Source organism: Shinella sp. M31 (assembly GCF_049199205.1).
Classification (GTDB): Bacteria; Pseudomonadota; Alphaproteobacteria; order Rhizobiales; family Rhizobiaceae; genus Shinella.
The window spans coordinates 29,725-56,198 of record NZ_JBLZPH010000109.1 but is presented as its reverse complement, the minus strand read 5'-3'; the positions used below and the strand labels follow the sequence as shown (position 1 = coordinate 56,198).

The window sequence follows — 26,474 nt, the reverse complement described above, 5'->3', positions numbered from 1 at the left end:
TGTCCGGAAGCCGGCCGTCATATGCGTTGCAGCACATCGACGAAGGCATCGGCAAAACGCTTGAGGTCCGCGGTCTTCTCGTCGGGATTTTCCACGCGGATGGCCGACCCTTCTGCATCGAGCAAGGCGAAGACGACACTCAAAGTGCCCGCGTCGCCCTTCGGCACGCGCAACGCCGCGATGCGCAGGCAATCCTCCGCAAGGCCTGAGGCGGGAAGGTCGAAAAGGTAATCTCCGCCGAGCTGCGTGGCGGCGGTGCGAACCGCCTCGGCAAAACCGGCCTCCTCGCCGGAAAACCCGTCGAGCGACAATTCGAGTTCCAGAAGCTCCAGGGGGAGGGCGGGTTCGCCAGCCGTGATGGCGAGCGGTGTGTCGGCGGCTGTCTGCGTCGGCAACATCGTCGTGCTCCTAATCCAAGTCCAGCAAACGGGCGAAACGCTGTTTTGTTCGTCCGTGCTTTTAGAAATTACCCCCGTTTATGAACCGTCGTTAACGAGCGTGGCAAATTTACGGCACGCAAGGTTTTTCGCAGAGCCGCCGCATCGACAAAGCCGGGCACGACGCGATGGAAAAATTCGTCTTCCTGCGTTAGGGAAAGGAGCGGCAGCGACGCCGCGAGCAATTCGGGTAAGCCATGGCGATCACGATCCAGTACGAACGGCCCGTTTCCCAAGCGGCGCATTGGGCGCGGCGGCTTGCGCTGTTTTCCTGCATGCTGTTCGTCGCCGTCGTTCTGTCGCACCGCTTCGGCCCGCTGACGACGCCGCATTTCCTGGCGCTTGCCGGCTTTGCCGCCGTCATGGCGGGACTGGCCGTGCTGCTGGCGGCCGTCGGCCTCGCGCGGCTCTGGATGGTCGGGGCGCGTGGCGGCAAGGCAGCCTTGACCGCGCTGCTCTTCTCGCTCCTGCCGCTCGGCGTCTCGGGGGCAGCGGCCTATGCCTATTTCTATCGCCCGGCGCTCTATGACGTGACGACGGACACGCTCGCCCCGCCGCCCTGGCTGTCGCAACCTGCCGCCCAGCAGGATTGGCTGCCGCGCGTCGGCCTGGTGACGGCGCGCGACCGTGAAGTGCAGCTCGAAGCCTATCCCGCTTTGTCCGGCAGGCGCTACGAAGGCGCGCTCGACCGCGTTTATCAGGGGACGCGCAAGGTCGCGACCGCCTATGGCATCACCATCACCAGCGAAGCCGGTCTCGACAATATCCAGGCAGATCTCGAAGACCTCGTCATCGATCCGAGCAAGGTGGCAAAAAGCCAGGAGGCGCTTGGCGACGTGCCGATCCCCGAAGCCCGCCCGGAGGCGACGCCCAGCCTGCCGCATATTGGCGGCCCCGGCGACGTGCTGCTGCAGGGAGAATGGCGCTCGCCGATCTTCGGCTTCCGCTTCGATGTGGTGATCCGCCTGCGCGAGGAGGCCGAGACGACGCTGGTCGACATGCGCGCCGCCTCGCGTTACGGGCCGCACGATCTCGGCATCGGCGCCGACCTGGTCGAGGGCTATCTGAAGGCGCTCGACGCCGAACTGCTCGGCATCGCTGGCGATTAAGTGCCCGGCGCGGGGAAATAGAGCCCGTTGAGAGAAGGCGGTCCTTCGGTCGTCACCTCGCCGCGGGCGACAAGATCCTCCAGATGCGCCAGCACCGAAAGTGCGGCCGCGCCATGCAGTCGCGGATCGGTCTCGCGGTAGATGACCTTCACCATATCGGCGATCAGCCGGTCGCCCGCCCGGATGCGCTCGCGCACCGCCCGTTCGCGCATGCGCCGATGGGTGCGCAAGCCGCGCAGGAACGAGGCGGGCTCCCGCACGGGGCCGCCATGGCCGGGAAAGTAGAGGCGGTCGTCGCGTTCCAGCAGGCGTTCCAGCGAGGCCATATAGTCCGCCATGGCGCCGTCGGGCGGCGCGACGATGGTCGTCGCCCAGGCCATGACGTGATCGGCGGAAAACACGATGCCGTCGGGGCCGTCGAGCGCGAAAGCCGCATGGTTGGCCGTGTGGCCGGGCGTGAGCAGTGCCGTCAGCGCCCAACCGTCGCCCTCCACGCGCGCGCCATGACCAAGCGCGATGTCGGGCACGAAATCGATGTCGGAACTCTCGGCAAAGGGGTTGCGCTCGCCCTCATGCAGCGGCCGCGCCGCCCGGTGCGGCCCCTCGGCGACGACGATCGCCCCCGTCTCCGCCTTTAGTCGGCGGGCAAGCGGAGAATGGTCGCGGTGGGTGTGGCTGACGGCGATATGCGTCACCTCGCGGCCGGCAAGCGCCCGCATCAGCGCGGCGAAATGCGCCTCGTCCTCCGGGCCGGGGTCGATGACGGCGACGGACTTGTCGCCGACGATATAGCTGTTCGTGCCGTGGAAGGTGAAGGGGCTCGGATTGTTGACGGTGAGGCGCTGCACGCCCGGCGCGACGGGAACCGCCTCGCCATAGGCCGGCTTGAACGCGAGGTCGAAGCGCGGCGCGTCGTCTTGCGGTGTATTGGACACGATAGTCACTTGTATTCGATTTCGATGAAGCTCATCGGCTTGTCGCCGCCATTGACGACATTGTGCGCCACGCCCGCCTCGCGCCTGTAGACCGCGCCGGTCTTCGTATGCACGCGCCGCTCGCCCGTCTCCTCCTCGATCAGGAAGTCGCAATCCGTCATCGGCACCACGACGTAGCCGAGCCCGTGCACGTGATGGCCTGTATCGGCACCCGGCTCGAAATCCCAGCGCGTGACGCGCACGACGGCATCGTCGAGAAGAACGGTGGGCACGGCCGGCGGACGGGCGCGAAACTGGGACATCATGGCTCCTCGTGAGAAGGGCGGCGCACAGGCCCGTCAAATAGGCCGGGGCTGCCCAGGACAGTCATCGCACGACCCTATCCGGCGCCAACCCGCCTGCCAAGCACCAAGCGGCCTCATCCTTAAATCGGCGAGGGCGAGAATTAATCGCGCAAGAGAGAACTTAACCATTGTCCACCCCCGCGCCCTTTGCTAATCAGGCACCCGCCGTGTTGGGGCGTCGCCAAGCGGTAAGGCACCGGTTTTTGGTACCGGCATTCCCAGGTTCGAATCCTGGCGCCCCAGCCACGCTGCTCGTTTCCAGAGACAGAATCGGTTTCGCTCAGCTTTGCCCGCGCCTTGCGGTTTGATGGATGTCACCACAAATGACCGTCACTAAGGCTGCAAAAGTCATCGAATCGCATTGATCTCCGGCGAATTCTCCTTCATTCCGGTTGACCATTGCGGCCTCGTCCAAGGCCGGTGATCACCCCGTCGCTTTTGACATGTCGGATGAAACGCATGACCTCATCGAACCGGCGCAAACAGGAGAGCAGGGATCCGTTCCTGGCGGTGCCGGCGGTGGTCGCGCGCGGGGCAAGCCGTTCCTGGGGCGGGCGGCCCAGGGCGTTGCAGCATGTCATCGATACGATGGGCAATGTGGTCGTATCGCCGGCCTCGCCGCTGATGGCGAATTTCACCGGCTGCAAGGTGATCCACAAGCTGCAGAAGCCGGGCGCCCATGTGACGGCAGCCGGCGATCCCGCGATCAAGGGCGCCCGCCCGGCGAGCTTCGACACGGCCCTGCGCCTTCTCTCCAAACAGGGCGCGCAGGGGCGGGGGCTCTCCGAGGCGCTCGGCGACCTGCGCGATGCCATGGTCTGGCACCAGGGGCCGGGCGGACTCTATGCCAGCGTGAATTTCGAGCGCGACCATGCGCATGCGGTGCTGATCGGCGAACACGGCCTGGAACAGCGCAGCGACGTTCGCATCGGCCTGACCCTGCTTGCGCCCTATACGCGCTTTCCGGATTTCATCCAGCCTTACCCGTCGGTCGTGCTTCCGCTGACGGATGGCGAATTCACGCTCGAAGGCGGCGACTGGAGCCGCCGCCGTCTGGGCACGGCGCTGCACTATCCGGCGGGAAGCCATTTTGCCGTGCGCTCCACGGCCCGGCCCCTGATGATGCTGTGGGCGCATCTTCTGCAGAGCCGCTGACGGCGCGCGGCGCACCTGTTTCTAAGCCAGGCCGCCGAGCGGGATCAGCTCCTTCGCCCCCGCGCGCCAATCGTTACCCTCCCAGTCTCCCAGCCAGCGATCCACCCGCAGGCCGGCCGCGGCGATCAACGCCTCCAGCTCGGCCTTTTCCGGAAACGCGATGCGCGATGCGGCCGAGAGGCGCTTGCCCGTCGCCTGGATTTCATAATGGGTGCCATAGGTCACGATGCCGGTCGCGGGGTCCTCGCTGACATCGTTCCAGGCGGAGACGGGGCCGAAGCGGGGATGCTCGACGACGCGCAATGATTCCTCCGGTCCCCATTCCTCCCACTCGCGGCAGGCGGGATTGCGGCTGTCGAAGATGAAGCGGCCGCCGGGGGCGAGGTGGGCGGCGATGGTGGCGAGCGCCGCGCGGCGGTCCTCCGGCGTCAGGAAGACCTGGAAGGCATGGCCGGTCAGCAGCACGAGATCGAAGCGGCGGCCGAGCCGCAGCGTGCGCGCATCGCCCTCGATGAATTCCGCGGTGCCGGGTTTTGCCCGCGCGATCGCCAGCATGGGCGCGGCCGGATCGACGCCGACGACCGTGCGGCCCTCCGCCAGCGCCACGGCAAGCTCGCCCGTGCCGCAGCCGAGGTCGAGCACGCTTGCGGCATTTTTAGCGAGCGACAGGCAAAACGCGAAATCGGGCGAGCGCGACCAGCCGTTTTCGAGATCGTAGAAATCGGCGAGATCGGGGTCGTGATAGAGACGGTCTTCCTGCATTCTTTCCTCCAAATGAAAAGGCCGCGCGTCTCCGCACGGCCTTGAGAAGGATCGTTCGATGCGCGCGTTACTTGGCGGCGTCGAGGAACTTCTCGCAGTGCGACGGGCCGCCCTTCGGATCGGGACGATCGGCGACGGCGCGGATATTGTTGATCTTGTAGTTCTCGCCGACGGTCAGCTCGACCGTGCAGGACTTGCCCTTGGCAAAACCGCCGCGCCATTTGTAGATCGTCGCGCCGCCCGAACCCGCGGCGTCGGACTGCGGCGGGCCATAGGCCGCGAAGAAGGTGCCGGCGGCCTTGCCGTTCCAGCGGGCCTGCAGCGGATTGGACGCGACGGTGGCGGTGGTGCATCCGGCGAGGGCAAGCGCGACGCCTGCCAGAATTGCAATGCGGGAGTTCATAGTGCCAGTTCCTTGGACTTCGGTGCGGCCGTGTTGGGGCGACTCGAAAACGAGCCTCGATTCGCCATAGCGCAGCCGATGCAAAAGGGGAATCGCTTGCCGTAAACTTTGTGATTGTCCCCGTCGAAGCGCTGGAAACCTTGCGGATTTGCAACAGTATGGCGAAAGGACCACCCGTTACGCCTGTTCGAATTCCACCAGTGCCCCGTGAAAATCCTTGGGATGGGCAAAAAGCACCGGCTTGCCGTGGGCGCCGATCTTCGGTGTGCCGTCACCGAGGATGCGAGCGCCCGTCGCGCGCACCGTATCGGCGGCGGCGGCGATGTCGGGCACCTCGAAGCAGAGATGGTGGATGCCGCCGGCCGGGTTTTTCTCGAGGAACGCGGCAATCGGCGAGGCCTCACCGAGCGGGTGGAGCAGTTCGATCTTCGTGTTGGGGAGTTCAACGAAGACCACGGTGACGCCGTGCTCGGGCAGGTCCTGCGGGGCGGACACCTTTGCGCCGAGCGTGGCATAACGGTCCGCGGCGGCAGCGAGATCCGGCACGGCGATGGCGACGTGGTTGAGGGCTCCGAGCATGGGCTTCTCCTACTGGTTGCGGATCCGGCCTTCGACGAGGTCGAGCACGGCATTGGCGGCATCGAGCACATTGGTGCCGGGGCCGAAGACGGCGGCCACGCCGTTTTCGATGAGGAAATCGTAGTCCTGCCGCGGAATGACGCCGCCGACGACCACGACGACGTTCTTCGCCCCGCGCTCGCGCAGCGATGCGACCAGCGCCGGCGCCAGCGTCTTGTGGCCGGCGGCGAGCGAGGACATGCCGACGACCTGCACCTTCTCGGCGACGGCAAGCTCCGCCGCCTCGTCCGGCGTCTGGAAGAGCGGCCCCATCAGCACCTCGAAGCCGAGATCGCCGAAGGCCGAGGCGATCACTTTCGCGCCGCGGTCATGGCCGTCCTGGCCGAGTTTCGCTACCATGATCTTCGGCCGCGCCTTGTGCGCGGCGATGCGGCCGGTGAGCGTTCTGAATTCCGGATCGTCGCCATAGGCGGGACCGTAGATATCGCCGACGACTTCGGGCATGGCCGCATGGTCGCCGAAGGCGCGGCGCATGGCGTCGGAAATCTCGCCCACGGTGGCGCGCGCCCGTGCGGCCGCGACGGCGGCTTCGAGCAGGTTGCCTTCGCCGGTCTTCGCGACGGTTTCCAGCGCTTCGAGCGCCGCCTCGACCGCCTGGCCGTCACGGCGGCGGCGGATGTCCTCCAGCCGCTTGATCTGGGATGCGCGCACGGCGCTGTTGTCGATTTCGAGAATATCGATCGGCTGCTCGTCCTCGAGCCGGTACTTGTTGACGCCGACGATCACCTCATCGCCGCGGTCGACGGCGGCCTGCCGGCGGGTCGCTGCCTCTTCGATCAGGCGCTTCGGCAGCCCCTCGATCACGGCCTTCGTCATGCCGCCCATCGCCTCGACCTCCGTAATCAGCGCCCAGGCCTTCTCGGCCAGTTCGCTGGTGAGGCTTTCGACATAGTAGGAGCCGGCCAGCGGATCGACGACCTTGGTCACGCCCGTCTCGTGCTGCAGGATCAGCTGCGTGTTGCGGGCGATGCGGGCGGAAAATTCCGTCGGCAGCGCAATCGCCTCGTCGAAGGAATTGGTGTGCAGCGACTGCGTGCCGCCAAGCGCGGCCGACATCGCCTCGAAGGCGGTGCGCACGATGTTGTTGTAGGGATCCTGTTCCTGCAGCGAGACGCCGGAGGTCTGACAGTGGGTGCGCAGCATGCGCGACGAGGCCTTCTTCGGCTGGAACTCGTCCATCACGCGGTCCCAGAGCAGGCGCGCGGCGCGGAGCTTCGCCGCCTCCATGAAGAAATTCATGCCGATGGCGAAGAAGAAGGAGAGGCGGCCGGCGAAATCGTCGACATTCAAGCCCTTGGCGATGGCGGCGCGGACATATTCGCGCCCGTCGGCGATGGTGAAGGCAAGCTCCTGCACCAGCGTCGCGCCGGCCTCCTGCATGTGATAGCCGGAGATCGAGATAGAGTTGAATTTCGGCATCTCGCGCGCCGTGTAGTCGATGATATCGGCGATGATCCGCATCGAGGGCTGCGGCGGGTAGATATAGGTGTTGCGGACCATGAACTCCTTGAGGATGTCGTTTTGGATGGTCCCGGACAGGTTTTCGCGCGCGACACCTTGCTCTTCGCCGGCGACGATGAAATTGGCCAGGATCGGGATGACCGCGCCGTTCATCGTCATGGAGACGGAGACCTTCTCCAGCGGAATGTTGGAGAAGAGGATCTTCATGTCCTCGACGCTGTCGATGGCCACCCCCGCCTTGCCGACATCGCCGACGACGCGCGGATGGTCGCTGTCGTAGCCGCGATGGGTGGCGAGGTCGAAGGCGACGGAGACCCCCTGCTGGCCGGCGGCGAGCGCCTTGCGGTAGAAGGCGTTGGAGGCCTCGGCGGTCGAGAAGCCGGCATATTGCCGGATCGTCCAGGGACGGCCGGCATACATGGTGGCGCGCGGGCCGCGCACGAAGGGGGCAAAGCCCGGCAGCGAGCCGAGATGGTCGATGCCGGCGAGATCGTCGGCGGTATAGACGGGCTTGACGGCGATGCCCTCGGGCGTCTGCCAGGTCAGCGTTTCCGGCGCGGCGCGCAGTTCCTTTTCGGCTAGCGCCTCCCAGTCCTTCAGCGTCTTGTCGGCCATTATTCGAACTCCAGGATCGTTTCATCCACCGCAAGGCTCTGCCCGACCGTGACGGCGAGGCGCTTCACGGTGCCGCGGCGCTCCGCCCGCATCATGTTTTCCATCTTCATCGCCTCGATCGTGGCAAGCGCCTGACCCGCCTCGACGACATCGCCTTCGGCAACGAGAAGCGCGGTGACGACGCCGGGCATCGGGCAGAGCAGCAGCTTGGACGTATCGGGCGGCGCCTTCTTCGGCATCAGGCGGGCAAGGGCCGCGACACGCGGCGCACGCACATGCACCTTCACATCCATGCCATGCCAGCGCAGGCGGATCGCCGGGCCCACGAGGTCCACCTTCACGCCCAGCCGCTCGCCATCGATGGTGAAGACGGCATGGCGGCGGCCGGGCGTCCAGTCGCTTTCGACAGTATGCGTCTCGCCGGTCTCGAACTGGATGGAAACGCCGCCGTTCCGGTTTTCCAGCGTCAGCGCATGCTCGCTATCGGCTAGGCTGGCGACCCATTGCTTGCCGACGACGCGGCGGTGATTGCCGATGGTGCCGGAAATCTGCGCGGCGCGCTCCTGCACGGCCTGCTGCACGAAAGCGGCGAAGGCGGCAAGCTTAAAAGCCGACGCGGCATCCGGCGCGACGCCGTGAAAACCGTCCGGAAACTCCTCGGCGATGAAGGCGGTGGTCAGCCGTCCGGCGCGAAAGCGTTCATGGCCCATCACGGCGGAGAGGAAGGGCAGGTTATGGCCGATGCCTTCGACCTCGAAATCGTCGAGCGCCGTCGCCATGGCGTCGATGGCGGCGAGCCGCGTCGGCGCCCAGGTGCAGAGTTTGGCGACCATCGGGTCGTAATACATCGAGATTTCGCCGCCCTCGAAGACGCCGGTATCGTTGCGTACGATGGTGCCGTCCGCCTGTGCGCCTTCGGCCGGCGGGCGGTAGCGGGTGAGGCGGCCGATCGAGGGCAGGAAGTTGCGGTAGGGGTCTTCCGCATAGAGCCGGCTTTCGATCGCCCAGCCGTTCAGCGTCACGTCGTCCTGCCGGAAAGACAGGCGCTCGCCGGCGGCGACGCGGATCATCTGCTCCACGAGGTCGATGCCGGTGATCAGCTCCGTCACCGGATGCTCCACCTGCAGGCGGGTGTTCATTTCGAGGAAGTAGAAATTCCTGTCCCCATCCACGATGAATTCCACCGTGCCGGCGGAATGGTAGCCGACGGCTTTGGAGAGCGCGACGGCCTGCTCGCCCATGGCCCTGCGCGTCGCGGGGTCGAGGAAGGGGGAGGGCGCCTCCTCGACGACCTTCTGGTTGCGCCGCTGGATCGAGCATTCCCGCTCGCCGAGATAGAGCGTGGTGCCGTGTTTGTCGCCCAGCACCTGGATTTCGATATGGCGCGGCTGCGTGACGAACTTTTCGATGAAGATGCGGTCGTCGCCGAACGAACTCTTCGCCTCGTTCTTCGACGCCTGGAACCCCTCGCGCGCCTCGGCATCGTTCCAGGCGATGCGCATGCCCTTGCCGCCGCCGCCGGCCGACGCCTTGATCATCACGGGATAGCCGATCTGGGCGGCGATCGTCACCGCCTCGTCGGCATCCTCGATCAGGCCCATATGGCCGGGCACGGTGGAGACGCCGGCCTCGGCCGCGAGCTTCTTGGAGGTGATCTTGTCACCCATCGCCTTGATGGCGCCGACCGGCGGGCCGATGAAGGCGACGCCTTCCTTTTCCAGCGCCTTGGCGAAGGCGGCGTTTTCCGAGAGGAAACCATAGCCGGGATGCACGGCATCCGCCCCTGTCTTGCGGATCGCCTCGATGATCCTGTCGATGACGATATAGGACTGCGCCGAGGGCGCCGGGCCGATATGCACGGCCTCGTCGGCCATTTCGACATGCAGCGCCCCGCGGTCGGCATCGGAATAGACGGCGACGGTGGCGATGCCGAGCTTCTTGGCGGTTTTGATGACCCGGCAGGCGATTTCGCCGCGATTGGCGATGAGGATCTTCTTGAACATTCTTTAAGGCCTTTGTCGCGTCGCTCAGAGCGGGATCGTGTCGTGCTTCTTCCAGCGCGTTTCCACCTGCTTGCCGCGCAGCGAAGCGAAGGCGCGGGCGATGCGGCGGCGCGAGGAATGCGGCATGATCACCTCGTCGATGAAGCCGCGCTCGGCGGCGACGAAGGGGTTGGCGAAGCGCTCCTCATATTCCCTGGTGCGCGCGGCGATCTTTTCCGGGTCGCCCAACTCCGAGCGATAGAGAATTTCCGTCGCGCCCTTGGCGCCCATCACGGCGATTTCGGCGGTCGGCCAGGCATAGTTCACGTCCGCGCCGATATGTTTGGAGGCCATGACGTCATAGGCCCCGCCATAGGCCTTGCGGGTGATCAATGTCACCATCGGCACGGTAGCCTGGCTATAGGCAAAGAGCAGTTTTGCGCCGTGCTTGATGACGCCGCCATATTCTTGGCTCGTGCCCGGCAGGAAGCCCGGCACGTCGACCAGCGTCAGGATCGGAATGGAGAAGGCATCGCAGAACCGCACGAACCGGGCGGCCTTGCGCGAGCTGTCGATGTCGAGGCACCCGGCCAGCACCATCGGCTGGTTGGCGACGACGCCCACTGTCTCGCCCTCGATGCGCACGAAACCGATGACGATGTTCTTCGCGAAGGCCTCCTGGATTTCGAAGAAATCGCCCTCGTCGGCAATGGCCGTGATCAGTTCCTTCATGTCGTAGGGCTTGGTGGAACTGTCGGGTATCAGCGTGTCGAGCCGTTCCTCCAGCCGCGCCGGGTCGTCGTGGAACGGCCGGAGCGGCGGCTTCTGGCGATTGTTGAGCGGCAGGAAATCGAACAGCGCGCGCACCTGCTCCAGCGCCTCGATGTCGTTTTCATAGGCGCCGTCGGCGACGGAGGATTTTTGCGTGTGGGTGCGCGCACCGCCCAGTTCTTCCGCCGTGACGATCTCGTTGGTCACGGTCTTCACCACGTCGGGCCCGGTGACGAACATGTAGGAACTATCGCGCACCATGAAGATGAAGTCGGTCATGGCGGGCGAATAGACCGCGCCGCCCGCGCAGGGGCCCATGATCACGGAGATCTGCGGCACGACGCCGGAGGCCTCGGCATTGCGCTTGAAGACCTCGGCATAACCGGCGAGCGAATCCACGCCCTCCTGGATGCGCGCGCCGCCCGAGTCGTTGAGGCCGATGACCGGCGCACCGTTCCTCACCGCCATGTCCATGATCTTGCAGATCTTCCTGGCATGGGTCTCGGAGAGCGAGCCGCCGAGCACGGTGAAGTCCTGGCTGAACACATAGACCTGCCGGCCGTTGATCGTGCCCCAGCCGGTCACGACGCCGTCGCCGGCGACTTTCTGTTCCGCCATGCCGAATTCCGTCGCCCGGTGGGTGACGTACATGTCGTATTCCTCGAAGGAGCCCTCGTCGAGCAGCACGTCGAGGCGCTCGCGCGCCGTCAGCTTGCCCTTGGCGTGCTGGGCGTCGATGCGGCGCTGGCCGCCGCCGATCCGGGCCGCCTCCCGGCGGGCTTCGAGTTGGTCGAGAATTGCGTGCATCGCTTCGTCCATATCCGGTTCAACAGGGGGCGTGAAAATGCCCGGTCGATCATGCTTTAGGCCCAATGGCGGCAGAAATGAACACTTGATCGGGTGCACATGCAAGCGTTACACATTTTGCAAATCAAATTTGCAAAGTTGCAAACATGGCGGCAAGCAAGCTCTATATCGGCCGGCGGGTGCGCGACCTGCGCCAGGCCAACCGCGCCACGCAGGCGCAATTCGCCGAGCGCCTCGGCATTTCCGTCTCCTATCTCAACCAGATCGAGAACAACCAGCGCCCGGTTTCGGCCGGCGTGCTCGTGGCACTCGCCGAGAAATTCCGTATCGATCTGGCCGAACTCTCTGGCGGCGAAGGCGACCGACTGGTTTCGGCGCTGTCGGAGACGCTGACGGACACGCTTTTCGACGGCTATTCGCCGAGCCTGCAGGAGCTGAAGCTCGTCACCCAGAACGCGCCGGGCTTTGCCCACGCGCTGATCGCCGCCCACCGCGCCTATCGCCATACGTCCGAGCAGCTCGCCAGCATCAACGACACGCTGGGCCGCAGCCCCGCCGCCGTCGAGGCGACGCCCTATGAGGAGGTGCGCGACTTCTTCCATTTCGTCGACAACTATATCGGCGATCTGGACCTAATGGCCGAGCGGCTGGCGGCGGAGATCGGCATCGGCGACGCCGATCCGGGGCCGGTACTTTCCCTCTATCTCGAACGGCAGTATGGCGTGCGGATCGCGCGCGCGGCGCAGAACGACGATCTCGTACGCGCCTATGATCCCACGGCGCGGCTGCTCACGCTGAATTCCTACCTGCCCGCACCGACCCGCCATTTCCAGATCGCGCTGCAGATCGCGCAACTCCATGCCCAAACCATCGTCGACCGGGTGGCGGGCGGTGCGGGTTTCCGCACGGCCGAAGCCTACGAAATCTGCCGCATCGGCCTGCACAATTATTTTGCCGGGGCGCTGCTCCTGCCGTATCGCAAGTTCATGGAGGCGGCACGCGAGGTGCGGCACGATCTCGACCTGCTCTCCGCCCGTTTCGGCGCGAGCCTCGAACAGGTCTGTCACCGGCTGTCGACGTTGCAGCGGCCTGGCCAGAAGGGCGTGCCGATCTTCTTCGCCCGCATCGACCGGGCCGGCAACATCACCAAGCGCCACAGCGCGACCCGCCTGCAATTCGCCCGCTTCGGCGCGGCCTGTCCGCTGTGGAATGCCCACCAGGCCTTCGAGAGCCCCGGCCGCATCGCCCGCCAGCTCGCCGAGACGCCCGACGGCGCGCGCTATCTCTGTCTCTCCATGCAGGTCTCGCGCGGCGGACGCGGCTTTCGCCAGCCGCAGCAGCACTATGCGCTGGCACTGGGCTGCGAGATCTCCTACGCCGAAAACTTCGTCTATGCCGACGACATGGATCTCACGAATGCGGGCGCCTATGACCCGATCGGCATCTCCTGCCGCATCTGCGAGCGCACCCAATGCGCCAGCCGCGCCGTGCCGCCCATCAAGGGCCATCTGGTGATAGAGCACAATATGCGCCGCACGATCCCCTATTCGATCCGGCCAATGGGGGACGAGTGAGCGGGTAAACCGGTGGCAAGCAAGCGTAAGACGATCCCGGTGGTGTCGGGTCGTTCAAGAAGACATCATGTGATGAAAGTTCGGGAAAGTGTCAAAGCCCTGAAGACTGAGGGTTTCAAGCTGGTCGGAGTGGAGTGATTCGAACACTCGACCCCCACGTCCCGAACAACAACGTTTGGCGCAGAATGCCTAATTATCAGGCGTTTCGTGCGGCCGTACGGCAACGAAATCCATGTTCGTTCACGCCCATTCGTTGCCGTTCATTGCCGTAGATACGAACCGCCGACCCCGTAGTTAGGGGAGGGCACTTCAGCCGGCCGTTGGTTCTAAGTTCGCTCGACTTTTAAATCTCACCACCTCACCACCACCAGACCCTGCCGACACCGTCGGCGGGCGCGCACGCGTGCGCTCTAACAGGAGAACTGATATGCGAGTATTGTATTGCCACCCTCTCCGCGACGCGAAGGCGCGCGATGCTGTCGCGTTCGTCGACGTAGAACTTAACGAACACATCCGCCTTTATGCGCTCCGACTTGTCCGCCAGCCGGACGGCGCCTACCGCCTGTATGCTCCGCAAGCGGGAACGAGGCGGACCGCTACCTTCTCTACGCCGATGGCGGAGCGGTTGACCGCCCTTGCCGTTGAGGCGCTGGAGGCGGCAAATGACCGATAAGACCGACGGCCTCCTCGCTCAGCATCACCTGCTATTGGCTATCATCCATACGGAATGGGCGACTCGACTCGACCACAAGGTCGCCGCGGTGATCATCGAGCGATATTTCAGGAAGTTCGGAAACGCGCGCGCCAGCCTTCGGTATCTCGCCGATCGCACCAAGGCCACTCGTCCCAACATCATCGCTTCGGTTCGTCGCCTCATCGACCGCGGAGCCTTCTCAGTGATCCGCGAAGGGGTTGGCACTCGCCCTACGGAATACGCCCTCAATTTCGGTTTTTTCGCTAGCGGTATTGCTGGCGATACCTCTACTAGCGGTATTGCTGGCGATACCTCATGCGGTATTGCCCACGATACCTCTAAGAGCGCTAGCGGTATTGCTGGCGATACCGAAACCTACTTACCGAAACCGGCTGACAAGCCGGGCTTACAGGTAAGTAGGAATGTAGATACCCCCGACCCCCTGCCTGCGGATGGCCTAGCGGCCACCGCGGCCGGGTCGCGGGACCCGTTCGAGAGATTCTGGAACGCATTCCCGCGAAAATATCAGAAACCGAAAGCGCGGTCAGCCTGGAGTAATCTAGGCCCAGACTTGCCTACCGCAGAACGTATTATTGCGGCGGCTGGCGCATGGGCAGCGCACTATGAGAAACACCCAGTCGACAAAAAGTGGATGCCTTCGCCCGCGAATTGGCTTTCCGGCGAGCGGTTCGATGAAGATCTTCCGGAGGTCTACAGCGACCCGAAGGAGGCAGCCATTGCCAAGGCGAAGGCCAGTGTAAAGCCCGCTAACCCCTCAGACTGCCAAGATAGCCACGCTGCGCCTGATGTCGAATGGCTCGGTGAAATCACTGCATTTATGCCTTCCGGTCGCCACAACGTCACGGTTGTTTCAGCGCGACGAATAGTCGAGGGCGCAAACACTCGCATAGCGCTGTCCTTGGATGTCGATACGGGCAGCATCGTGATGTCAGGAGTCGACCATTCGTTCTATGTGGAGCACACAGACGCTGCCGTGCAACGAGGTGGGCAAGCAAACGTCATTGCGCTTGCAGGACGCACCGTTGATGACGTCGACGAACTCATCGGCGTGAAAGCAAAAATGGATGTGAGCGAGGCGGGGGCGGTCAGCTATAGGCCCGCTACTTTGAATGCTGTGCCCGGCCTGAAGGAGCGGATTGCGTCAGCGCGGGCTGCTGGGATTATGACAGGCGAAAGGGCGGCCGCGTAGCGTACGATCCTCGCCCCACCGCTACCGCGGCAACCGATATTCGATCGTCAACGACGCACCCAAGCCCTTTGGAGGAGCGGAGACGACGCGGTCCCCCTCTCTCATCTCCGCGTACATCACCTTGCAACATTGGGGCATGCGATGATTGTAGCCAGGATAGCCACCAATGTCGCGATGAATGTCACCGGCATTCAGCGTCAGGGTATCCCCTTTGGCTGAGGCAAGCAGTTCGCGGATCTTTGCCGTGAATGTTTCGGTGTTCATTTCGGCCTCTTGCGGCAATATCCAATTCCCGCTTACATCCTCGCACACACAATGCTGGGTTGGATATGGCCGCGAAGAAATATCAGGTTTTTGTCTCCTCGACGTTCCGTGACCTAATCGACGAGCGTCAGGACACTATCCGCAACATTCTCGACCTTAATCACATTCCAGCCGGCATGGAGCTCTTTCCTGCTGCCGACGTGGAGCAGCTTGCATACATCAAGAAGGTGATCGACGAGTGCGACTATTATCTTCTCATCATTGGAGGTCGTTATGGCTCCCTCGACGCGGAAGGAATTAGTTTCACCGAGCGCGAATATGATTATGCAGTGGAAACCGGAAGGTTCGTGATCGCGTTTGTTCATGCCGAGCCGGGCGCAATCTCTGTGCAGAATAGTGACGTAAAGCCCGAACTTGCCGCTGCCCTGAACGCATTCCGTGGGAAGGTGATGAAGGGAAGACTCGTTCGGGAATGGACCAACCGGCAAGACTTGCAACTGGCAGTGTTAAAGTCACTTCTGCACGCGTTTACTGCATATCCGCAAGTCGGCTGGATTCGTGGCGACACAGCCGCAGATAGAGAGACTCTTGAGCAAGTAAATTCTGTGCATCAGGAGAATGCAAAATTGCGCTCCGAATTAGAGCGAGCAAAAGCCGCTCCACTAGAGAAGCTTGAGAATCTCGCAGATTTAGATGACGAAGTGGAGGTGCGATATACGTACAGAGTATCAGCTCGCGGGCGATCAACATACCGCACCACCAAGGAAACATTTACATGGCGTCAAATATTTATTCCTCTAGCCGGACTGATGACCGTTTCCAGAACAGAGAGAGTGATAAATGAGGCATTGAAACTCGCGGCTAATGAAAAAGGTCTAGCAACCCCCAGCGCAATTAATCAATTGGACCTAGCGACAATTAAGGTTCAATTTCTTATGTCGGATCTAATCTCGGCCAGGACGAGCAGAACTACCGAAGGGGTGCCCGCAGAATTTCTTGATTTAACTGACAAAGGAAAGAGAATTTTTTTAACCGGTAAGGTGGTTCGAAAAGATAGTTAAACAAGTATTTGGGGGGGGGGCTTTTCGCGGCGATAACTCAGTGGCACTGCCATTCCAAACTCCTCGCAAGCCAGGGGCACCCAACATCCTCCAGCGCGCCCAGCCTCGTACCGGCGTCCTAAGCAATTTTTCCCGTCCACAAAATTCGAAATTGGAGTTTGGTGCCATGGCAAGGCCAATTGGCATGGGGCCCCGGCATCTACTTCCTTGGCGATCGACCGACCAGGCGCACCCGCCTGCCACTCACGCAGAAACTTTTTCGGATGTTTTGATTTCTCGAAATCAAACGGGGCGCGGCCCTTACACCAATCGTGACATAAATGCAAGTACTATCTTGACAAAATTGTAAAAATGCACTAGGGTGTGAATGTCGCCGCCGAGAGCGGTGTCCCCCACATTCCATTTTTCTTAAAACGAGGTGACGGCCTTGGAGATAGATACACCGGTTTTCGACCGGCGCGACACGCTGCCCGCAATTCTGGATAAAGGTGAATGGAGTCCGCGGCGTACGCGGATTGCGAGCAGAGGCATCGCGGTTCGCATGTCGGGCGATCCGCCGCCAGCGCATTGGTGGGCGCTTGCGCCGGCCGGGCAGCAGGAAGAGTGGATGCGCCGGTGGATCCGCAACGGCGCGGCATGGTATTCCTCTCAATGGTACAGTGGCCAGGCTGCGAATGACAATGAAGACTGGCCGCTCCAGAAGCTCCTACGCACCGAGAAGAACGACCACTGCCTAGCCTTGGCGCAGCGCTACCGCGATCTTCACGACCTGGCTAAGCTACCCACCCAATTGGTCGGACGCGAACCGGTGGACCTTTATGAGGTGCAGAACCACGGCAAAGACGGCCGGTGTAAAGGCGCAAAGGTCGTGACCGGGAAACGCGCGAACCCGGCAGTACCGGCACAACGCATCGTGGTCGCAAACGACGATACAAAAAAGCGGGCCGCCCCCGTTCCCAAAGCCTGGACCGGCGACTGGCCTATCCTTGCGGCGATCGACGCCAAGCGGGAGCTTGCAGTGGTTCGTGCCAAGTTGGCATATGTGCCGGCAATCCTAGATGCCTTTGAATGGTCAGCCATCGACGGAGAAACGCTCGAGGAGATAGGCCGCCGCCTTGGTGCTGGAAGCAAAGGCGCAAAGGGTGAAGCCCGTGCGCGCATCTTTGATGGCTTCGGCATCCTTGACCGATATTGGGGCCGCCAAGACCGCGCGGCCGCATAAGGGTACCCCAATTACCCGCGCCGCAGGGTAAGGGAGAGAACAAGGGTCGCAGCGATGCGGCCCTTTGTCGTTTCAGGCGGGCCGTCACCCGTCTGGGTGGCTGGCCGCGCGCGGTCGGTCACCGTCTATTGCTGACCTCGGATGAACAGGCAGCGGCATCCCGATCTTCGCCCCGCTTCGGCGGGGCTTTTCTTTCACCCCCTAAAATGCGGCTTCCGCATTTCCAATCCGGCCATGGGACGTCCTGCCCACGGCCGAGCCCGCGCTGTTGATAAAAATCCGGCGCGGGCACCCTTCGGAGGAACCATGGCCGAATCCAAGTACACAGGCGTCATCGGGGCACTTCTCAATCATCGATTTTCGCACGTCCGACAGACTCTTCGATCGCTTCGTGAAGCAGGCCTGATCCCAGGTCGTCGGCAAGGCGACATCACTGCCCGGCATATCGGCGATATCGTTCTCGCCCTTACGGCACCCACCTTTCCGGGCGCCCCAGATCACGTGCACAGGCTTCGCTGCCTGACGCTCCGCAGCGCAGCCGACGCCCCCGCAACCGTTGGCCATCTGCTGCATGCCTTGGTCGACACACTGCCATCGTCGCCCGTCCTCGGAGATCTCGATCTTGACGACGGTTGGCTTGGCATCTCCGCCGACTGCGTGGAACTCGAATGCTTATCGCTGACCGGAAAGCGAGCGGTCGTCCGTTACGGCGCCGAAGACGCCCAGCCATCATCCCCCATCACGCGCGTACCGCTCAACGGGCTACGCAAATTGGCAACCGCCATCGAGAAACTGACATGAAGATTCCCAACTATACCCCTTCGGCTCGGCACGCTGAATTGGCAGCCAAGCGCGACGACCTCGGCCGCAAGCTCTCCGAGACCACAACAGCCCAACTTGCGCTTGCCCAGAACGACGAGCCTGAATTCTCCACGACCGTCGATGACGCCGCGTCGCGCCGTATCGCGGAGCTGCTGGGGCAGCCGCCCGCACCAACACCACCCAACAAGCGCGAACGCCTGGCCGCAATGGCGCAGGAGATTAGGGACCTGCGCTCGGCGATAGAACTGCTCGACCGTCAAATCGAGGTTGAGCGCAACAAGGACGAAGCGGCGTATCGCGCCGGGATTGCGCCGGCATACCGTGACCGGCAGAAAGCCGTCGTTGCCGCGATGCGCCAAGTGCACGCCGCAAATCTGGATCTTCATGAGCTCGTTAACGCCGTCGACGCGCAGGGCGTCTCAATCTCCAGCTTTGGCTCGCTTCCGCTGATTGGCAGCTCTCGCGATCCGAACGGGCCGATGGCGCGGTTCTTCCGTGACGCGATCGAGCTTGGCGTCATCCCGAGGAAAGAAATGCCGGCGGAGCTAGACTATCGATGAGGCCAGCACCAATCATCATCCCTGGCTTACCCAGGGCCTCCCCGCGCTTCCAGGACCGTCGGCCGCTTCCCGAAGCTAGGCGCACATTCAGGGACAGCAACGGCCGTGAACTAGCACAGCCAGCCATCCAAGGGTTCGCCTGTCTGTTCGAAACAGCGTTCGAACACGAGGGCCGGCTGGTGTACTTCAAGGGCGATGCGTTCGTCGCAACGCTTCACGATGGCAAGGTGAAGAGGCTCCTGCTCGATCACAGCGCCGGAAAGCAGGTGGGCTCGACCGCATCAGGACTGGAGTTTTCGAACACTACGCGAGGCCTCGCCTTCCGCCATCCCCTCGCTGGCGCCGATGGCGAGACCATTCACCGGAACGTTGTAGACGGCACGCGTGCCTGCCTCTCTGTCGGTATCACGCTGGACGAGTATGAGACGCGAGAAGTCGCGGGCCACCTGGTCGATATCGTCGCGCGCGCCTCTCTGTCTGAGGTGTCGCTAGTGAAGCAGGGTGCGGTCCCTGAGACATTCGCCAGCATCGTAGACTTAACGAACGAGCCTGATCTGTGGACGGCAGCCAGGCAGCCCGCGTTCGCGCGAGCGAAGGTAGTGGCGAACGTCGAGGCACGCGCGCGCCGCATCATTGAGCGGCTGGCCACCTGAACCCACCGGGGGGGGCGTCAAATCCCTAGAGCGCCGCACCGTCCGCGTACCGCCGCCACCCCATCTCGTGCATTTGCCTTGCCCCGGTTGAAATGGTTGCGCCCAACCGCCACGAAAACCCTAGTAATTCAGGGATAATGACGATGTCCTTTAAGGTTCCGGCCCATCTAAGGCCCGAGACACGGCGATGGATTCGCCAGATTCTAGGCGATTTTGACCTAGAATCGCATCATTTCCGGGTCCTTGTCAGGACGGCGGAAGCATGGGACCGGGGAGAGCAGGCCCGAGAGGCCATCGACGCGGATGGGCTTACCGTCCCAGATCGATATGGAGTTCCAAAGGCACATCCCGCCGTCGGGATTGAACGCGACGCGCGAATTCACTTTTTTCGCGGCATCCGCGAACTTGCCCTCGATGGTGTCGATGCACCAGAAGCGCCGCGCTCCCCGCGGACACCAGATTATGGGAGCCGCAGATAATGCCGGTACGTCGTCGCTCAGACCGCCGCTCAAACCGGCTCGACTTTCCAGTGTCCGCCGAACTGGCGGACGCCTTCCATGCTTACATCGCCAGCGACCGGCCTGGAGGCTGGTGGCTGGAGCATTGGCGGCTGCACGACCTTCTCGATGAAGTAGGCGCGCTCACGCTTCCGCTCTGCCCACCCTGTTGCTGGCATCCGCGCGATGTCGGTATTCGCTGGGAATATGCCCCAGATGCTGTCGCCGTATATCGGAGGCTTGCGGATGCCTGTTCGTCGAAAAGCTAACCGCCGCCGGGCCGATGTGGTAGAGGCGCTGTCACAGCTTTTTGCGACCGGCATCGATTGGGATCAGGAGGCGCGCGAAATTGGCGTAGCGACGTCCAGCTACGACTTTCCGACCGACCTAGCCCATGTCGGCTCCCTTTGGAGTGAACATGGTGTGGCATTCATGGCTGGTTACAGCGATCCTTACTGGCAGCCCTGGGCGCTCACCGAGTTCGGCCCCCCAAGCCAGAAACGACGCGCCGGCTCAAGATGAGCACGCCGCCTCAAACTCGCCGATGGTCTGGCTGTCGTTATCGTCGCGCAACACCGCATCAGCACCGACAAGGCTTGGATCTAGTTCCATCGCCTCCTTCGTGTAAGACGCGACGAAAAACGCTCGCTGCCCCTCCCAAACCTCCCGGCCATCTACCAGGCCGGCGCATGGCTTCGCAGTAGCGAAGTCCGCCTGCAGGTCGTCGACGGTCGGCTGGGCTGTGGCCAAGGCAAGCGAAACTGCGATAATATTGAGCAAGTTAAACCTCCGCCGCACGAGAGATCGCTAATCAGCAGATTCGTTTGGCCACGTCGACGTCACTTCACCGAAGACGTGGCAGTCTCCACGGTTTCGTTCACTTCGTCTCTACAGTTGCGTTTACGCAACGCGTGATGAGCGCACCAGTTCCAGGAACCCCAATGAAAACCACCATAGCCGCCCGCATTTGCGGGATCGACCACGCATGCGCCATTCCCCGTGACACCTTGCACCTCTTTGAGGCTCTCCACGGCTCCGCAAATGCCCTCATGGCACGGATCCGTGCCGGCAACTGGACCGCTGATGAGATCGCAGCAATCATCGACTACGCCATTGCGCCACCGAAGGCCGACGCCTCCCTCGAGGCAACGATGCTGCGCACCCGCCGTGATCCAGAGTCAGCGGCGCATCGTGCAATAGTGGAGAAAGGCGCGGCGACCTACGTGCCGCTGGCCATCGGTCTGCTTCTGGCCACCCTCTATGGCCTCCCAGACGAAGCGACCGATTTCACGGACGAGCCTGATGGTCCGGACGCTTGAAGGCTGGCAGCGCCTTCAGCGACGTCTGCGGGCGATCCCGGAGGCGGTGCGCCAGCAGACCCAGTCTGCCCTGGTTGCCGCGGCCAATGACATCGCCAACACCATGAAGGCGTTGGCTCCGGAGGATGACGGCGACCTGAAGGACAGCATCGAGGTCACGCCCGGCGGCCAGGCCACTCCGCCGCATTCACAGCCCGGTGGCGCTACCGTCGTGCCTGAGAATGCCGCGATGATCACCGCCGGCAATTCGAAAGTCCGATACGCGCATCTCGTCGAGTTCGGCGCCGCTCCGCACGTCGCGGGCGGGAAGTTTGAAGGCGCCCAGCACCCCGGCGCACCAGCCCAGCCGTTTTTCTTCCCTGGCTATCGGATCACCAAAAAGAAGGCCGCTCGGAAGATCAAGCGCGCGATGACGAAAGCTATCAAAGGAACAAAACGTGGCAACTGATTACGAACGCTTGTCGATCCTCCTTGAGGCGCGCGTTGCGGACTTCGAAAAAAATATAGCCAACGCGACGCGCAATGCGGACCGGAATTTCCGACGCATCGAAACGTCTGCCCAGTCGATGGCCAAGCGCGTCGAGGGTGCCGCCGGAACCATGGCGACGAGGCTTGCCGGTGCCTTCGCGGCAGGTCTGTCCCTGAAGGCGGCCCGCGACCTAACCGACGCAGCCACCCGTATCCAGAATAGTCTGAAAGTGGCCGGCCTCGCAGGTCAAAACCTAAAGCAGGTTTATGATGCGCTTTATGCGTCCGCGCAGCGCAACGCCGCGCCTATCGAGAGCCTGACCACCCTGTATTCCCGCCTGGCGTTGACCCAGAAGGAACTTGGCGTCTCGCAGCAGGAGCTCGTCGGCTTTACCGACAAGATCGCGCTGGCGCTCCGTGTGGGCGGCACGTCCGCTGAACAGGCCAGCGGCGCGCTCCTGCAGTTATCGCAGGCGCTTGGTGGCGGTGTGGTGAGGGCGGAAGAGTTCAACAGTATCCTCGAGGGCGCACCGACAATCGCCCAGACGGTGGCCGCAGGCCTGAAAGAAGCCAACGGTTCGGTTGCCGAGCTGCGCAAGCTGATGATCGATGGCAAGATCAGCAGCGAGGCCTTTTTCCGCGCGTTCGAAGCTGGCGCATCTACGCTTGAAGAAAAAGTCGCAGGCGGCGCACTCACAACGTCGCAGCGGTTCGTCCAATTGCAAAACGTCCTGGTCGACACAGCAGGCAAGATCGACGCAGCCACTGGCGCCAGCAAGGGTTTCGGAAAGACGCTCGACGACCTAGCAAAAACCATTGAGCAGTTTGGCAACGTCGTGGTGAATGCGTCAGATTCGGAGCTAGGCTCATTCGTGGGCTGGCTTGCCGAGGGCGTCGACAAGGCTGCCGAATTCAAGCGCATCCTTGGTGGCATACCGGGCATTATCGACAAGTTCGGCAAGCTCAACCAAGACATCCTCAATGGCCGAGAGGTTGGCTCTTCTCTTGCAGAGGATAACATCCAGCGCCGCATCGACGGGGCGTTCGAGGGAACGGGACGCAGCCCCAAGACGAGCCGCCTGCCGGCTACCCCGACAGTCGCCAACAAGGTGTCAATTAACGACTATGCGGTGCCGGCGGAAGAAAAGAAAAAGCCGGGGGCAAGCGCTGAGAAGGTCGACGACTACGCCCGCGAGGTCGAGCAGGTACGGGAACGCACGGCCGCACTGAATGCCGCCTATGCCGCGCAGGCAGCCCTCAACCCGCTTGTGAACGATTACGGCTATGCAGTTGATAAGGCAGCCGTCGCGCACGACCTGCTTTCAGCGGCAATGAGGGCCGGCAAGGAAGACACGCCTGAACTCCGAACTGAAATCGACGCTGCGGCGGAAAGCTATGCCCGCGCGACGTCTGCGGCCGAGCGCCTTGCGGAGCAGCAGGGCAAGGTTCGCGAGAACGCCCAAGAGATTAGCGACACGTTGTCCGGTGCCTTCAAGAGCGTGGCCGACGCAGCAATTAAAGGCGATTCCATCGGCAAGGCGTTCGCAGATGCCGCCGTTGGCCGCCATTTCCAGATGGAGATATCCTTCTTATGAGTGCGGTTCTATCATTCGTGACACCTGATGCGGCGTATGTCCTGACCGACAGAGCCGCCTATGATGACAACGGCGTCGTCAGAGCAGTTCACTGCAAAGTCGCGGCGTCCGAGAAGCACCCCGTTGTCGTCGCCACGCGCGGCGATGTCCGGCTCGGAGATCACTGGGACACTCACCTAATCAGCCTGATCGACAAGATTGGCCCGCTCGCCGTCCAGGCGAAGCTCCCCGATGTTCTCGCCGCGCTCCGCGACAACACCACGGTGCGGGTCTCACATGCCGAGCGACTGGTCGAAGTGCTGGTCGCAGGTTGGACCGAGCTCGGCGGGTTTCATGTGCGGTTTAACACCCGCGACTGGCGGATCGAGGAGTTGGACGCGTTCGCGTACGGCGGCCCCATGGATTGCGACCCCATAGATCTCATGGAGCGTGTGGGCCTCCCGCAGGCGGGTGACACGCCTGAGTCTTGGACGCGCCGAGCCGGCGTGGCCGTGATGGAGGCGTTCCGATCCCAACGGGGCCGCAATGCAGATGGTAGCGTCTCCGACTGGTTCGCGATCGGCGGAGGTTGGATTTCACCGTGATCGATAAGGACGGCGTGCGAACGGAAACCGTGGTCGAGTGGCCCGACGTCGTCGGCGAGAAGATCACCCCGACCGCCTAACCCACCATCAAAAATCAATCAAATTCTCGCCTCTGGCTTCTCGCTGGAGCGCTTTCGCATGGGAGCCGCTATGGCAAACGAAATCCAATCTGTGTTCAACGCGGTGTGGGCCGACGGGCCGACAACTGCGCCGACGCAGCCAAACAAGGCAGAAATCCGCAGTGTCGTCGGCGGTACGATTCAGGCGCGAGTTGATGCACTTCAGGCTGGTGTTGACGAAGCAAAAGCAATTGCTGCGACCGGCCGCAAAACGCTTGATAACGTCACCTTTCGATCAACCTCAACCGGCGCCCTTGCAACGGCGTTCGTCAATGGAACGACCCATGATGGGCGCGTGGCAGCGACCGGCGAGCGTTTCTTCATGGATGGCCGCACCGACCCAAAGGAGAACGGCATTTATCTCGTGCCAGCTGCCGGCGCGCCGGCTCGCACGACGGATGCCGATACCGGCGCGGAACTACTTGGCGCGACGTTCTATGTGGCGGCCGGGTCCTCCTCCAAGGGAAAGACATACACCTGCAAAAACGCCACGGCTCCTGTGATTGGCACCGACGCCATTACCTTCGCGCTCGTTAATGAGCAGAACACCGCGGTGCCATCTGCGCTGGACGGGTTGCGCAAGAATGCCAATAGTATCGCAACGGCCGCGACGATCGACATCGACAACGTGACTGGCGAATACGTGCCTTTGACCGGCGACGTAACGGTGTCGGCTGTCACGCTCGGCGTCGACCGAGAAAGGTCGCTTCGCGTCGACGGCTCACCGCTCTTCAAGGTCGGCGCGCTCCTGAAAGGGGATAACGACGGAAAAGACGTGCAAATGTTTCCCGGCGACCGCGTTCTCTTGCGCGGCGAAGCTGGCGGCGTCGTGCGCTTCTGGCGGCAGCGCCAGCTGCAGCTTGTCACCGATGATGGTGTTGATGCCTACCGATGGGAAGATAGCTACGGCAATACGCTAATGCGCATCGGCCTTGACGGCATGTTCTACATCGGAGGCATGCAGATCGATCCGCAGGCGATCGGCGGCGACATCGAATTCGGCGCGTCTCCCGGCTACACCTTCGCCCGGCTCGGGGCAAAAAGCAGCATGATCAATGGCATTCGCATCGATGCGTGGCCGCTGCGCTCGTTCGAAATTCAAGACCTCTGGGGGCATGTTCTCTGGCGGCCCAACATGCCGGCGGGAAGCGCGTCGCAGGAGCCGACCGAAATCCCGCAGCCGCAAAGTCTGGAGCTATACCTTGGCAAATACCTCTATGCGGTCGAGGGCGAAGAAAGCACGCTGGTCGTCGACAACATTCTGACGAACCGAATGGATGCCGCACTCGTGCAGGCGTCGATCTTCCCGCGGACAGGGGCTGCCTACAAGGCGCGCTCATTCGTTTCCTCGACGCAAATTAAGCCCTCCGACATGGCCGGCGGTGCAACACTGATCGTTCGCCCGAAAAGTTGGGACGCGAAGAATGCGTCCGAGCTGAGGTTGACGACGCGGATTGCCACGCTCGCCTCGCTCACGGGGCTGGCGCCGAAAATCCTGTCGCTGACCGATTCCATTGGTACATATCAGGGCCTCTACTACCAGCACCAGGCTTATCTGGACTGGGGTGTCACGCCGACGTGGATCGGCACAACGCCGACGGAAAACAACACGCCATCGGGAGTGACAAACCACTTTGTGCTGGATCCCACATATTCAGGCGAGTGCCGGCCGGGCATCGAGCTGGCCGACTATACTAACTATCTGACGACGTCGCTTTCGCCGGTTTCGATCGGCGGGGAGGCGGCATATCTGGCGGCTGACACATCGACCAAGCGGACGTTCAATCCGCTGATCGTCATCGACGACGGCGTTGTTGATGACGCCGACCTCCGCAATGGCTACTTCATCAACTTTGCCGCTTACTTCAGCCGTTTCGGCCTTGCTGCGCCTGACATGTTGAGCCTGGTTCTTTGCCGCAATGACGTTCGCCGACTGAATACGAGCAGCGCCTACGCCCTTATCAAGGCGGAACTGGCGCTGCTTATCCGACGCTGGCGGGCCTACAGCGCCACGAAGCCGATCATCTTCATGCTGCCTGGGACGGCGCGAACGCCGGATGAAGACCTCGATTGGCCGGTCGAAATACAGGCCTACCGCGCGCTGCTCGATCTGCAGGCGCAAATCGCCGACAGCCGATTCCATATCTGCTTCGCTCAGGCCTTCGTCCCCAACGACGGCAGCTTTGACCTCACGCTTGCATCGACTTCGCCCAACGCAACGACCGGCGTCATCACGCGCACGATTGAAGACGGCATCCATCCCTACGGATACGCCCGAGAGGAAGACATGCGCCAACTCGCAATGACGGGCGCTTACGCCCTGACCCATATCTGAAGGATCAAGCCATGCCTCGTTTTAATTCTCCCACTGATGCCAGCGCTTACGCGACCGAGTTCGGCGGCTTCCTGTCT

28 protein-coding genes and 1 tRNA gene are annotated in these 26,474 nt (G+C 62.7%); 18 read left to right on the top strand and 11 right to left on the bottom strand.

The annotated features are described in order from the left end of the window. Positions 1-17: 17 nt before the first annotated feature. A complete protein-coding gene (locus ACOZKU_RS18550; protein WP_421580112.1) occupies positions 18-398 on the bottom strand; it encodes a hypothetical protein in 381 nt (126 codons plus the stop codon). Between the two features lie 242 nt (positions 399-640). Between ACOZKU_RS18550 and ACOZKU_RS18545 the strand changes: the two genes are divergently transcribed. Beyond that, positions 641-1,546, top strand: a complete 906-nt coding sequence (locus ACOZKU_RS18545; RefSeq protein ID WP_421580120.1) for a DUF1499 domain-containing protein — start codon at positions 641-643, stop codon at positions 1,544-1,546. Here the strand turns inward: ACOZKU_RS18545 and ACOZKU_RS18540 are convergent. Further along, a complete protein-coding gene (locus tag ACOZKU_RS18540; protein ID WP_421580119.1) occupies positions 1,543-2,484 on the bottom strand; it encodes an MBL fold metallo-hydrolase in 942 nt (313 codons plus the stop codon). The two genes, ACOZKU_RS18545 and ACOZKU_RS18540, sit on opposite strands and share 4 nt — an antisense overlap. Positions 2,485-2,486: 2 nt before the next feature. After that, positions 2,487-2,783, bottom strand: coding sequence for a cupin domain-containing protein (locus ACOZKU_RS18535; RefSeq protein WP_119254548.1), 297 nt, complete (start codon positions 2,781-2,783; stop codon positions 2,487-2,489). Between the two features lie 213 nt (positions 2,784-2,996). Between ACOZKU_RS18535 and ACOZKU_RS18530 the strand changes: the two genes are divergently transcribed. Further along, a tRNA-Gln gene (locus ACOZKU_RS18530) sits at positions 2,997-3,071 on the top strand. Between the two features lie 213 nt (positions 3,072-3,284). Next, positions 3,285-3,980 carry a dimethylsulfonioproprionate lyase family protein gene (locus tag ACOZKU_RS18525; RefSeq protein WP_421580111.1) on the top strand — a complete coding sequence of 232 codons (696 nt, stop codon included), beginning with the start codon at positions 3,285-3,287 and terminating at the stop codon, positions 3,978-3,980. Between the two features lie 21 nt (positions 3,981-4,001). Here the strand turns inward: ACOZKU_RS18525 and ACOZKU_RS18520 are convergent, their stop codons facing one another. The 6 genes from ACOZKU_RS18520 to ACOZKU_RS18495 form a co-directional block, all read right to left on the bottom strand. Then, positions 4,002-4,742: a class I SAM-dependent methyltransferase gene (locus tag ACOZKU_RS18520; RefSeq protein WP_421580110.1), complete on the bottom strand. Its 741-nt coding sequence runs from the start codon at positions 4,740-4,742 to the stop codon at positions 4,002-4,004. Between the two features lie 67 nt (positions 4,743-4,809). Beyond that, positions 4,810-5,145, bottom strand: coding sequence for a hypothetical protein (locus ACOZKU_RS18515; RefSeq protein ID WP_421580109.1), 336 nt, complete (start codon positions 5,143-5,145; stop codon positions 4,810-4,812). Positions 5,146-5,322: 177 nt separating this feature from the next. Continuing rightward, positions 5,323-5,724 (bottom strand): methylmalonyl-CoA epimerase, encoded by a 402-nt coding sequence (mce, locus tag ACOZKU_RS18510; protein ID WP_421580108.1) that lies wholly within the window; start codon positions 5,722-5,724, stop codon positions 5,323-5,325. Between the two features lie 9 nt (positions 5,725-5,733). After that, the gene (gene scpA, locus ACOZKU_RS18505) at positions 5,734-7,860 is read right to left on the bottom strand and encodes a methylmalonyl-CoA mutase (RefSeq protein ID WP_421580107.1); all 2,127 of its coding nucleotides are present in this window, start codon (positions 7,858-7,860) and stop codon (positions 5,734-5,736) included. Further along, positions 7,860-9,863 carry an acetyl-CoA carboxylase biotin carboxylase subunit gene (locus ACOZKU_RS18500; RefSeq protein ID WP_421580106.1) on the bottom strand — a complete coding sequence of 668 codons (2,004 nt, stop codon included), beginning with the start codon at positions 9,861-9,863 and terminating at the stop codon, positions 7,860-7,862. Before ACOZKU_RS18500 ends, scpA begins: the two co-directional genes overlap by 1 nt. A 24-nt stretch (positions 9,864-9,887) precedes the next feature. After that, positions 9,888-11,420: an acyl-CoA carboxylase subunit beta gene (locus ACOZKU_RS18495; protein ID WP_421580105.1), complete on the bottom strand. Its 1,533-nt coding sequence runs from the start codon at positions 11,418-11,420 to the stop codon at positions 9,888-9,890. 146 nt (positions 11,421-11,566) lie between these two features. Here ACOZKU_RS18495 and ACOZKU_RS18490 point away from each other — a divergent pair, with 146 nt between their 5' ends. The 3 genes from ACOZKU_RS18490 (at position 11,567) to ACOZKU_RS18480 (ending at position 14,898) form a co-directional block, all read left to right on the top strand. Then, positions 11,567-12,994 (top strand): helix-turn-helix domain-containing protein, encoded by a 1,428-nt coding sequence (locus tag ACOZKU_RS18490; RefSeq protein ID WP_421580104.1) that lies wholly within the window; start codon positions 11,567-11,569, stop codon positions 12,992-12,994. 427 nt (positions 12,995-13,421) lie between these two features. Continuing rightward, positions 13,422-13,667, top strand: coding sequence for a hypothetical protein (locus ACOZKU_RS18485; RefSeq protein WP_421580103.1), 246 nt, complete (start codon positions 13,422-13,424; stop codon positions 13,665-13,667). Beyond that, positions 13,657-14,898 (top strand): hypothetical protein, encoded by a 1,242-nt coding sequence (locus ACOZKU_RS18480; protein ID WP_421580102.1) that lies wholly within the window; start codon positions 13,657-13,659, stop codon positions 14,896-14,898. The genes ACOZKU_RS18485 and ACOZKU_RS18480 overlap by 11 nt, the downstream gene beginning before the upstream one ends. Positions 14,899-14,919: 21 nt before the next feature. On the opposite strand, the gene ACOZKU_RS18475 is transcribed toward ACOZKU_RS18480, so the two are convergent. Beyond that, complete coding sequence (locus tag ACOZKU_RS18475; RefSeq protein ID WP_421580101.1) at positions 14,920-15,162, bottom strand: hypothetical protein; 243 nt, start codon at positions 15,160-15,162, stop codon at positions 14,920-14,922. Between the two features lie 65 nt (positions 15,163-15,227). Between ACOZKU_RS18475 and ACOZKU_RS18470 the strand changes: the two genes are divergently transcribed. The 7 genes from ACOZKU_RS18470 to ACOZKU_RS18440 all read left to right on the top strand — a co-directional run bounded on the left by ACOZKU_RS18470 (position 15,228) and on the right by ACOZKU_RS18440 (position 20,499). Further along, entirely contained in the window at positions 15,228-16,223 is a 996-nt protein-coding gene (locus ACOZKU_RS18470) for a DUF4062 domain-containing protein (protein WP_421580100.1), read from the top strand. Between the two features lie 427 nt (positions 16,224-16,650). Continuing rightward, on the top strand, positions 16,651-17,445 hold the full coding sequence (locus ACOZKU_RS18465) for a hypothetical protein (RefSeq protein ID WP_421580099.1): 795 nt from the start codon (positions 16,651-16,653) through the stop codon (positions 17,443-17,445). 306 nt (positions 17,446-17,751) lie between these two features. After that, positions 17,752-18,246, top strand: coding sequence for a hypothetical protein (locus tag ACOZKU_RS18460; protein WP_421580098.1), 495 nt, complete (start codon positions 17,752-17,754; stop codon positions 18,244-18,246). Further along, positions 18,243-18,827 (top strand): hypothetical protein, encoded by a 585-nt coding sequence (locus tag ACOZKU_RS18455; RefSeq protein ID WP_421580097.1) that lies wholly within the window; start codon positions 18,243-18,245, stop codon positions 18,825-18,827. The genes ACOZKU_RS18460 and ACOZKU_RS18455 overlap by 4 nt, the downstream gene beginning before the upstream one ends. Further along, positions 18,824-19,480, top strand: coding sequence for an HK97 family phage prohead protease (locus tag ACOZKU_RS18450; RefSeq protein WP_421580096.1), 657 nt, complete (start codon positions 18,824-18,826; stop codon positions 19,478-19,480). The genes ACOZKU_RS18455 and ACOZKU_RS18450 overlap by 4 nt, the downstream gene beginning before the upstream one ends. A gap of 92 nt (positions 19,481-19,572) precedes the next feature. Next, positions 19,573-19,959 carry a P27 family phage terminase small subunit gene (locus ACOZKU_RS18445; protein WP_421580095.1) on the top strand — a complete coding sequence of 129 codons (387 nt, stop codon included), beginning with the start codon at positions 19,573-19,575 and terminating at the stop codon, positions 19,957-19,959. A 234-nt stretch (positions 19,960-20,193) separates the two neighbouring features. After that, positions 20,194-20,499 carry a hypothetical protein gene (locus tag ACOZKU_RS18440; RefSeq protein WP_421580094.1) on the top strand — a complete coding sequence of 102 codons (306 nt, stop codon included), beginning with the start codon at positions 20,194-20,196 and terminating at the stop codon, positions 20,497-20,499. Here ACOZKU_RS18440 and ACOZKU_RS18435 read toward each other — a convergent pair. After that, complete coding sequence (locus ACOZKU_RS18435) at positions 20,491-20,757, bottom strand: hypothetical protein (protein WP_421580093.1); 267 nt, start codon at positions 20,755-20,757, stop codon at positions 20,491-20,493. The genes ACOZKU_RS18440 and ACOZKU_RS18435 overlap by 9 nt on opposite strands. A gap of 161 nt (positions 20,758-20,918) precedes the next feature. Between ACOZKU_RS18435 and ACOZKU_RS18430 the strand changes: the two genes are divergently transcribed. The 5 genes from ACOZKU_RS18430 (at position 20,919) to ACOZKU_RS18410 (ending at position 26,397) form a co-directional block, all read left to right on the top strand. Beyond that, positions 20,919-21,296 (top strand): hypothetical protein, encoded by a 378-nt coding sequence (locus ACOZKU_RS18430; protein WP_421580092.1) that lies wholly within the window; start codon positions 20,919-20,921, stop codon positions 21,294-21,296. After that, the gene (locus tag ACOZKU_RS18425; protein ID WP_421580091.1) at positions 21,280-21,744 is read left to right on the top strand and encodes an HK97-gp10 family putative phage morphogenesis protein; all 465 of its coding nucleotides are present in this window, start codon (positions 21,280-21,282) and stop codon (positions 21,742-21,744) included. The genes ACOZKU_RS18430 and ACOZKU_RS18425 overlap by 17 nt, the downstream gene beginning before the upstream one ends. Next, on the top strand, positions 21,734-23,359 hold the full coding sequence (locus tag ACOZKU_RS18420) for a tape measure protein (protein WP_421580090.1): 1,626 nt from the start codon (positions 21,734-21,736) through the stop codon (positions 23,357-23,359). The genes ACOZKU_RS18425 and ACOZKU_RS18420 overlap by 11 nt, the downstream gene beginning before the upstream one ends. Continuing rightward, the gene (locus tag ACOZKU_RS18415; RefSeq protein WP_421580089.1) at positions 23,356-23,943 is read left to right on the top strand and encodes a hypothetical protein; all 588 of its coding nucleotides are present in this window, start codon (positions 23,356-23,358) and stop codon (positions 23,941-23,943) included. Before ACOZKU_RS18420 ends, ACOZKU_RS18415 begins: the two co-directional genes overlap by 4 nt. A 150-nt stretch (positions 23,944-24,093) precedes the next feature. Next, entirely contained in the window at positions 24,094-26,397 is a 2,304-nt protein-coding gene (locus tag ACOZKU_RS18410; protein ID WP_421580088.1) for a hypothetical protein, read from the top strand. Positions 26,398-26,474 lie beyond the last annotated feature (77 nt).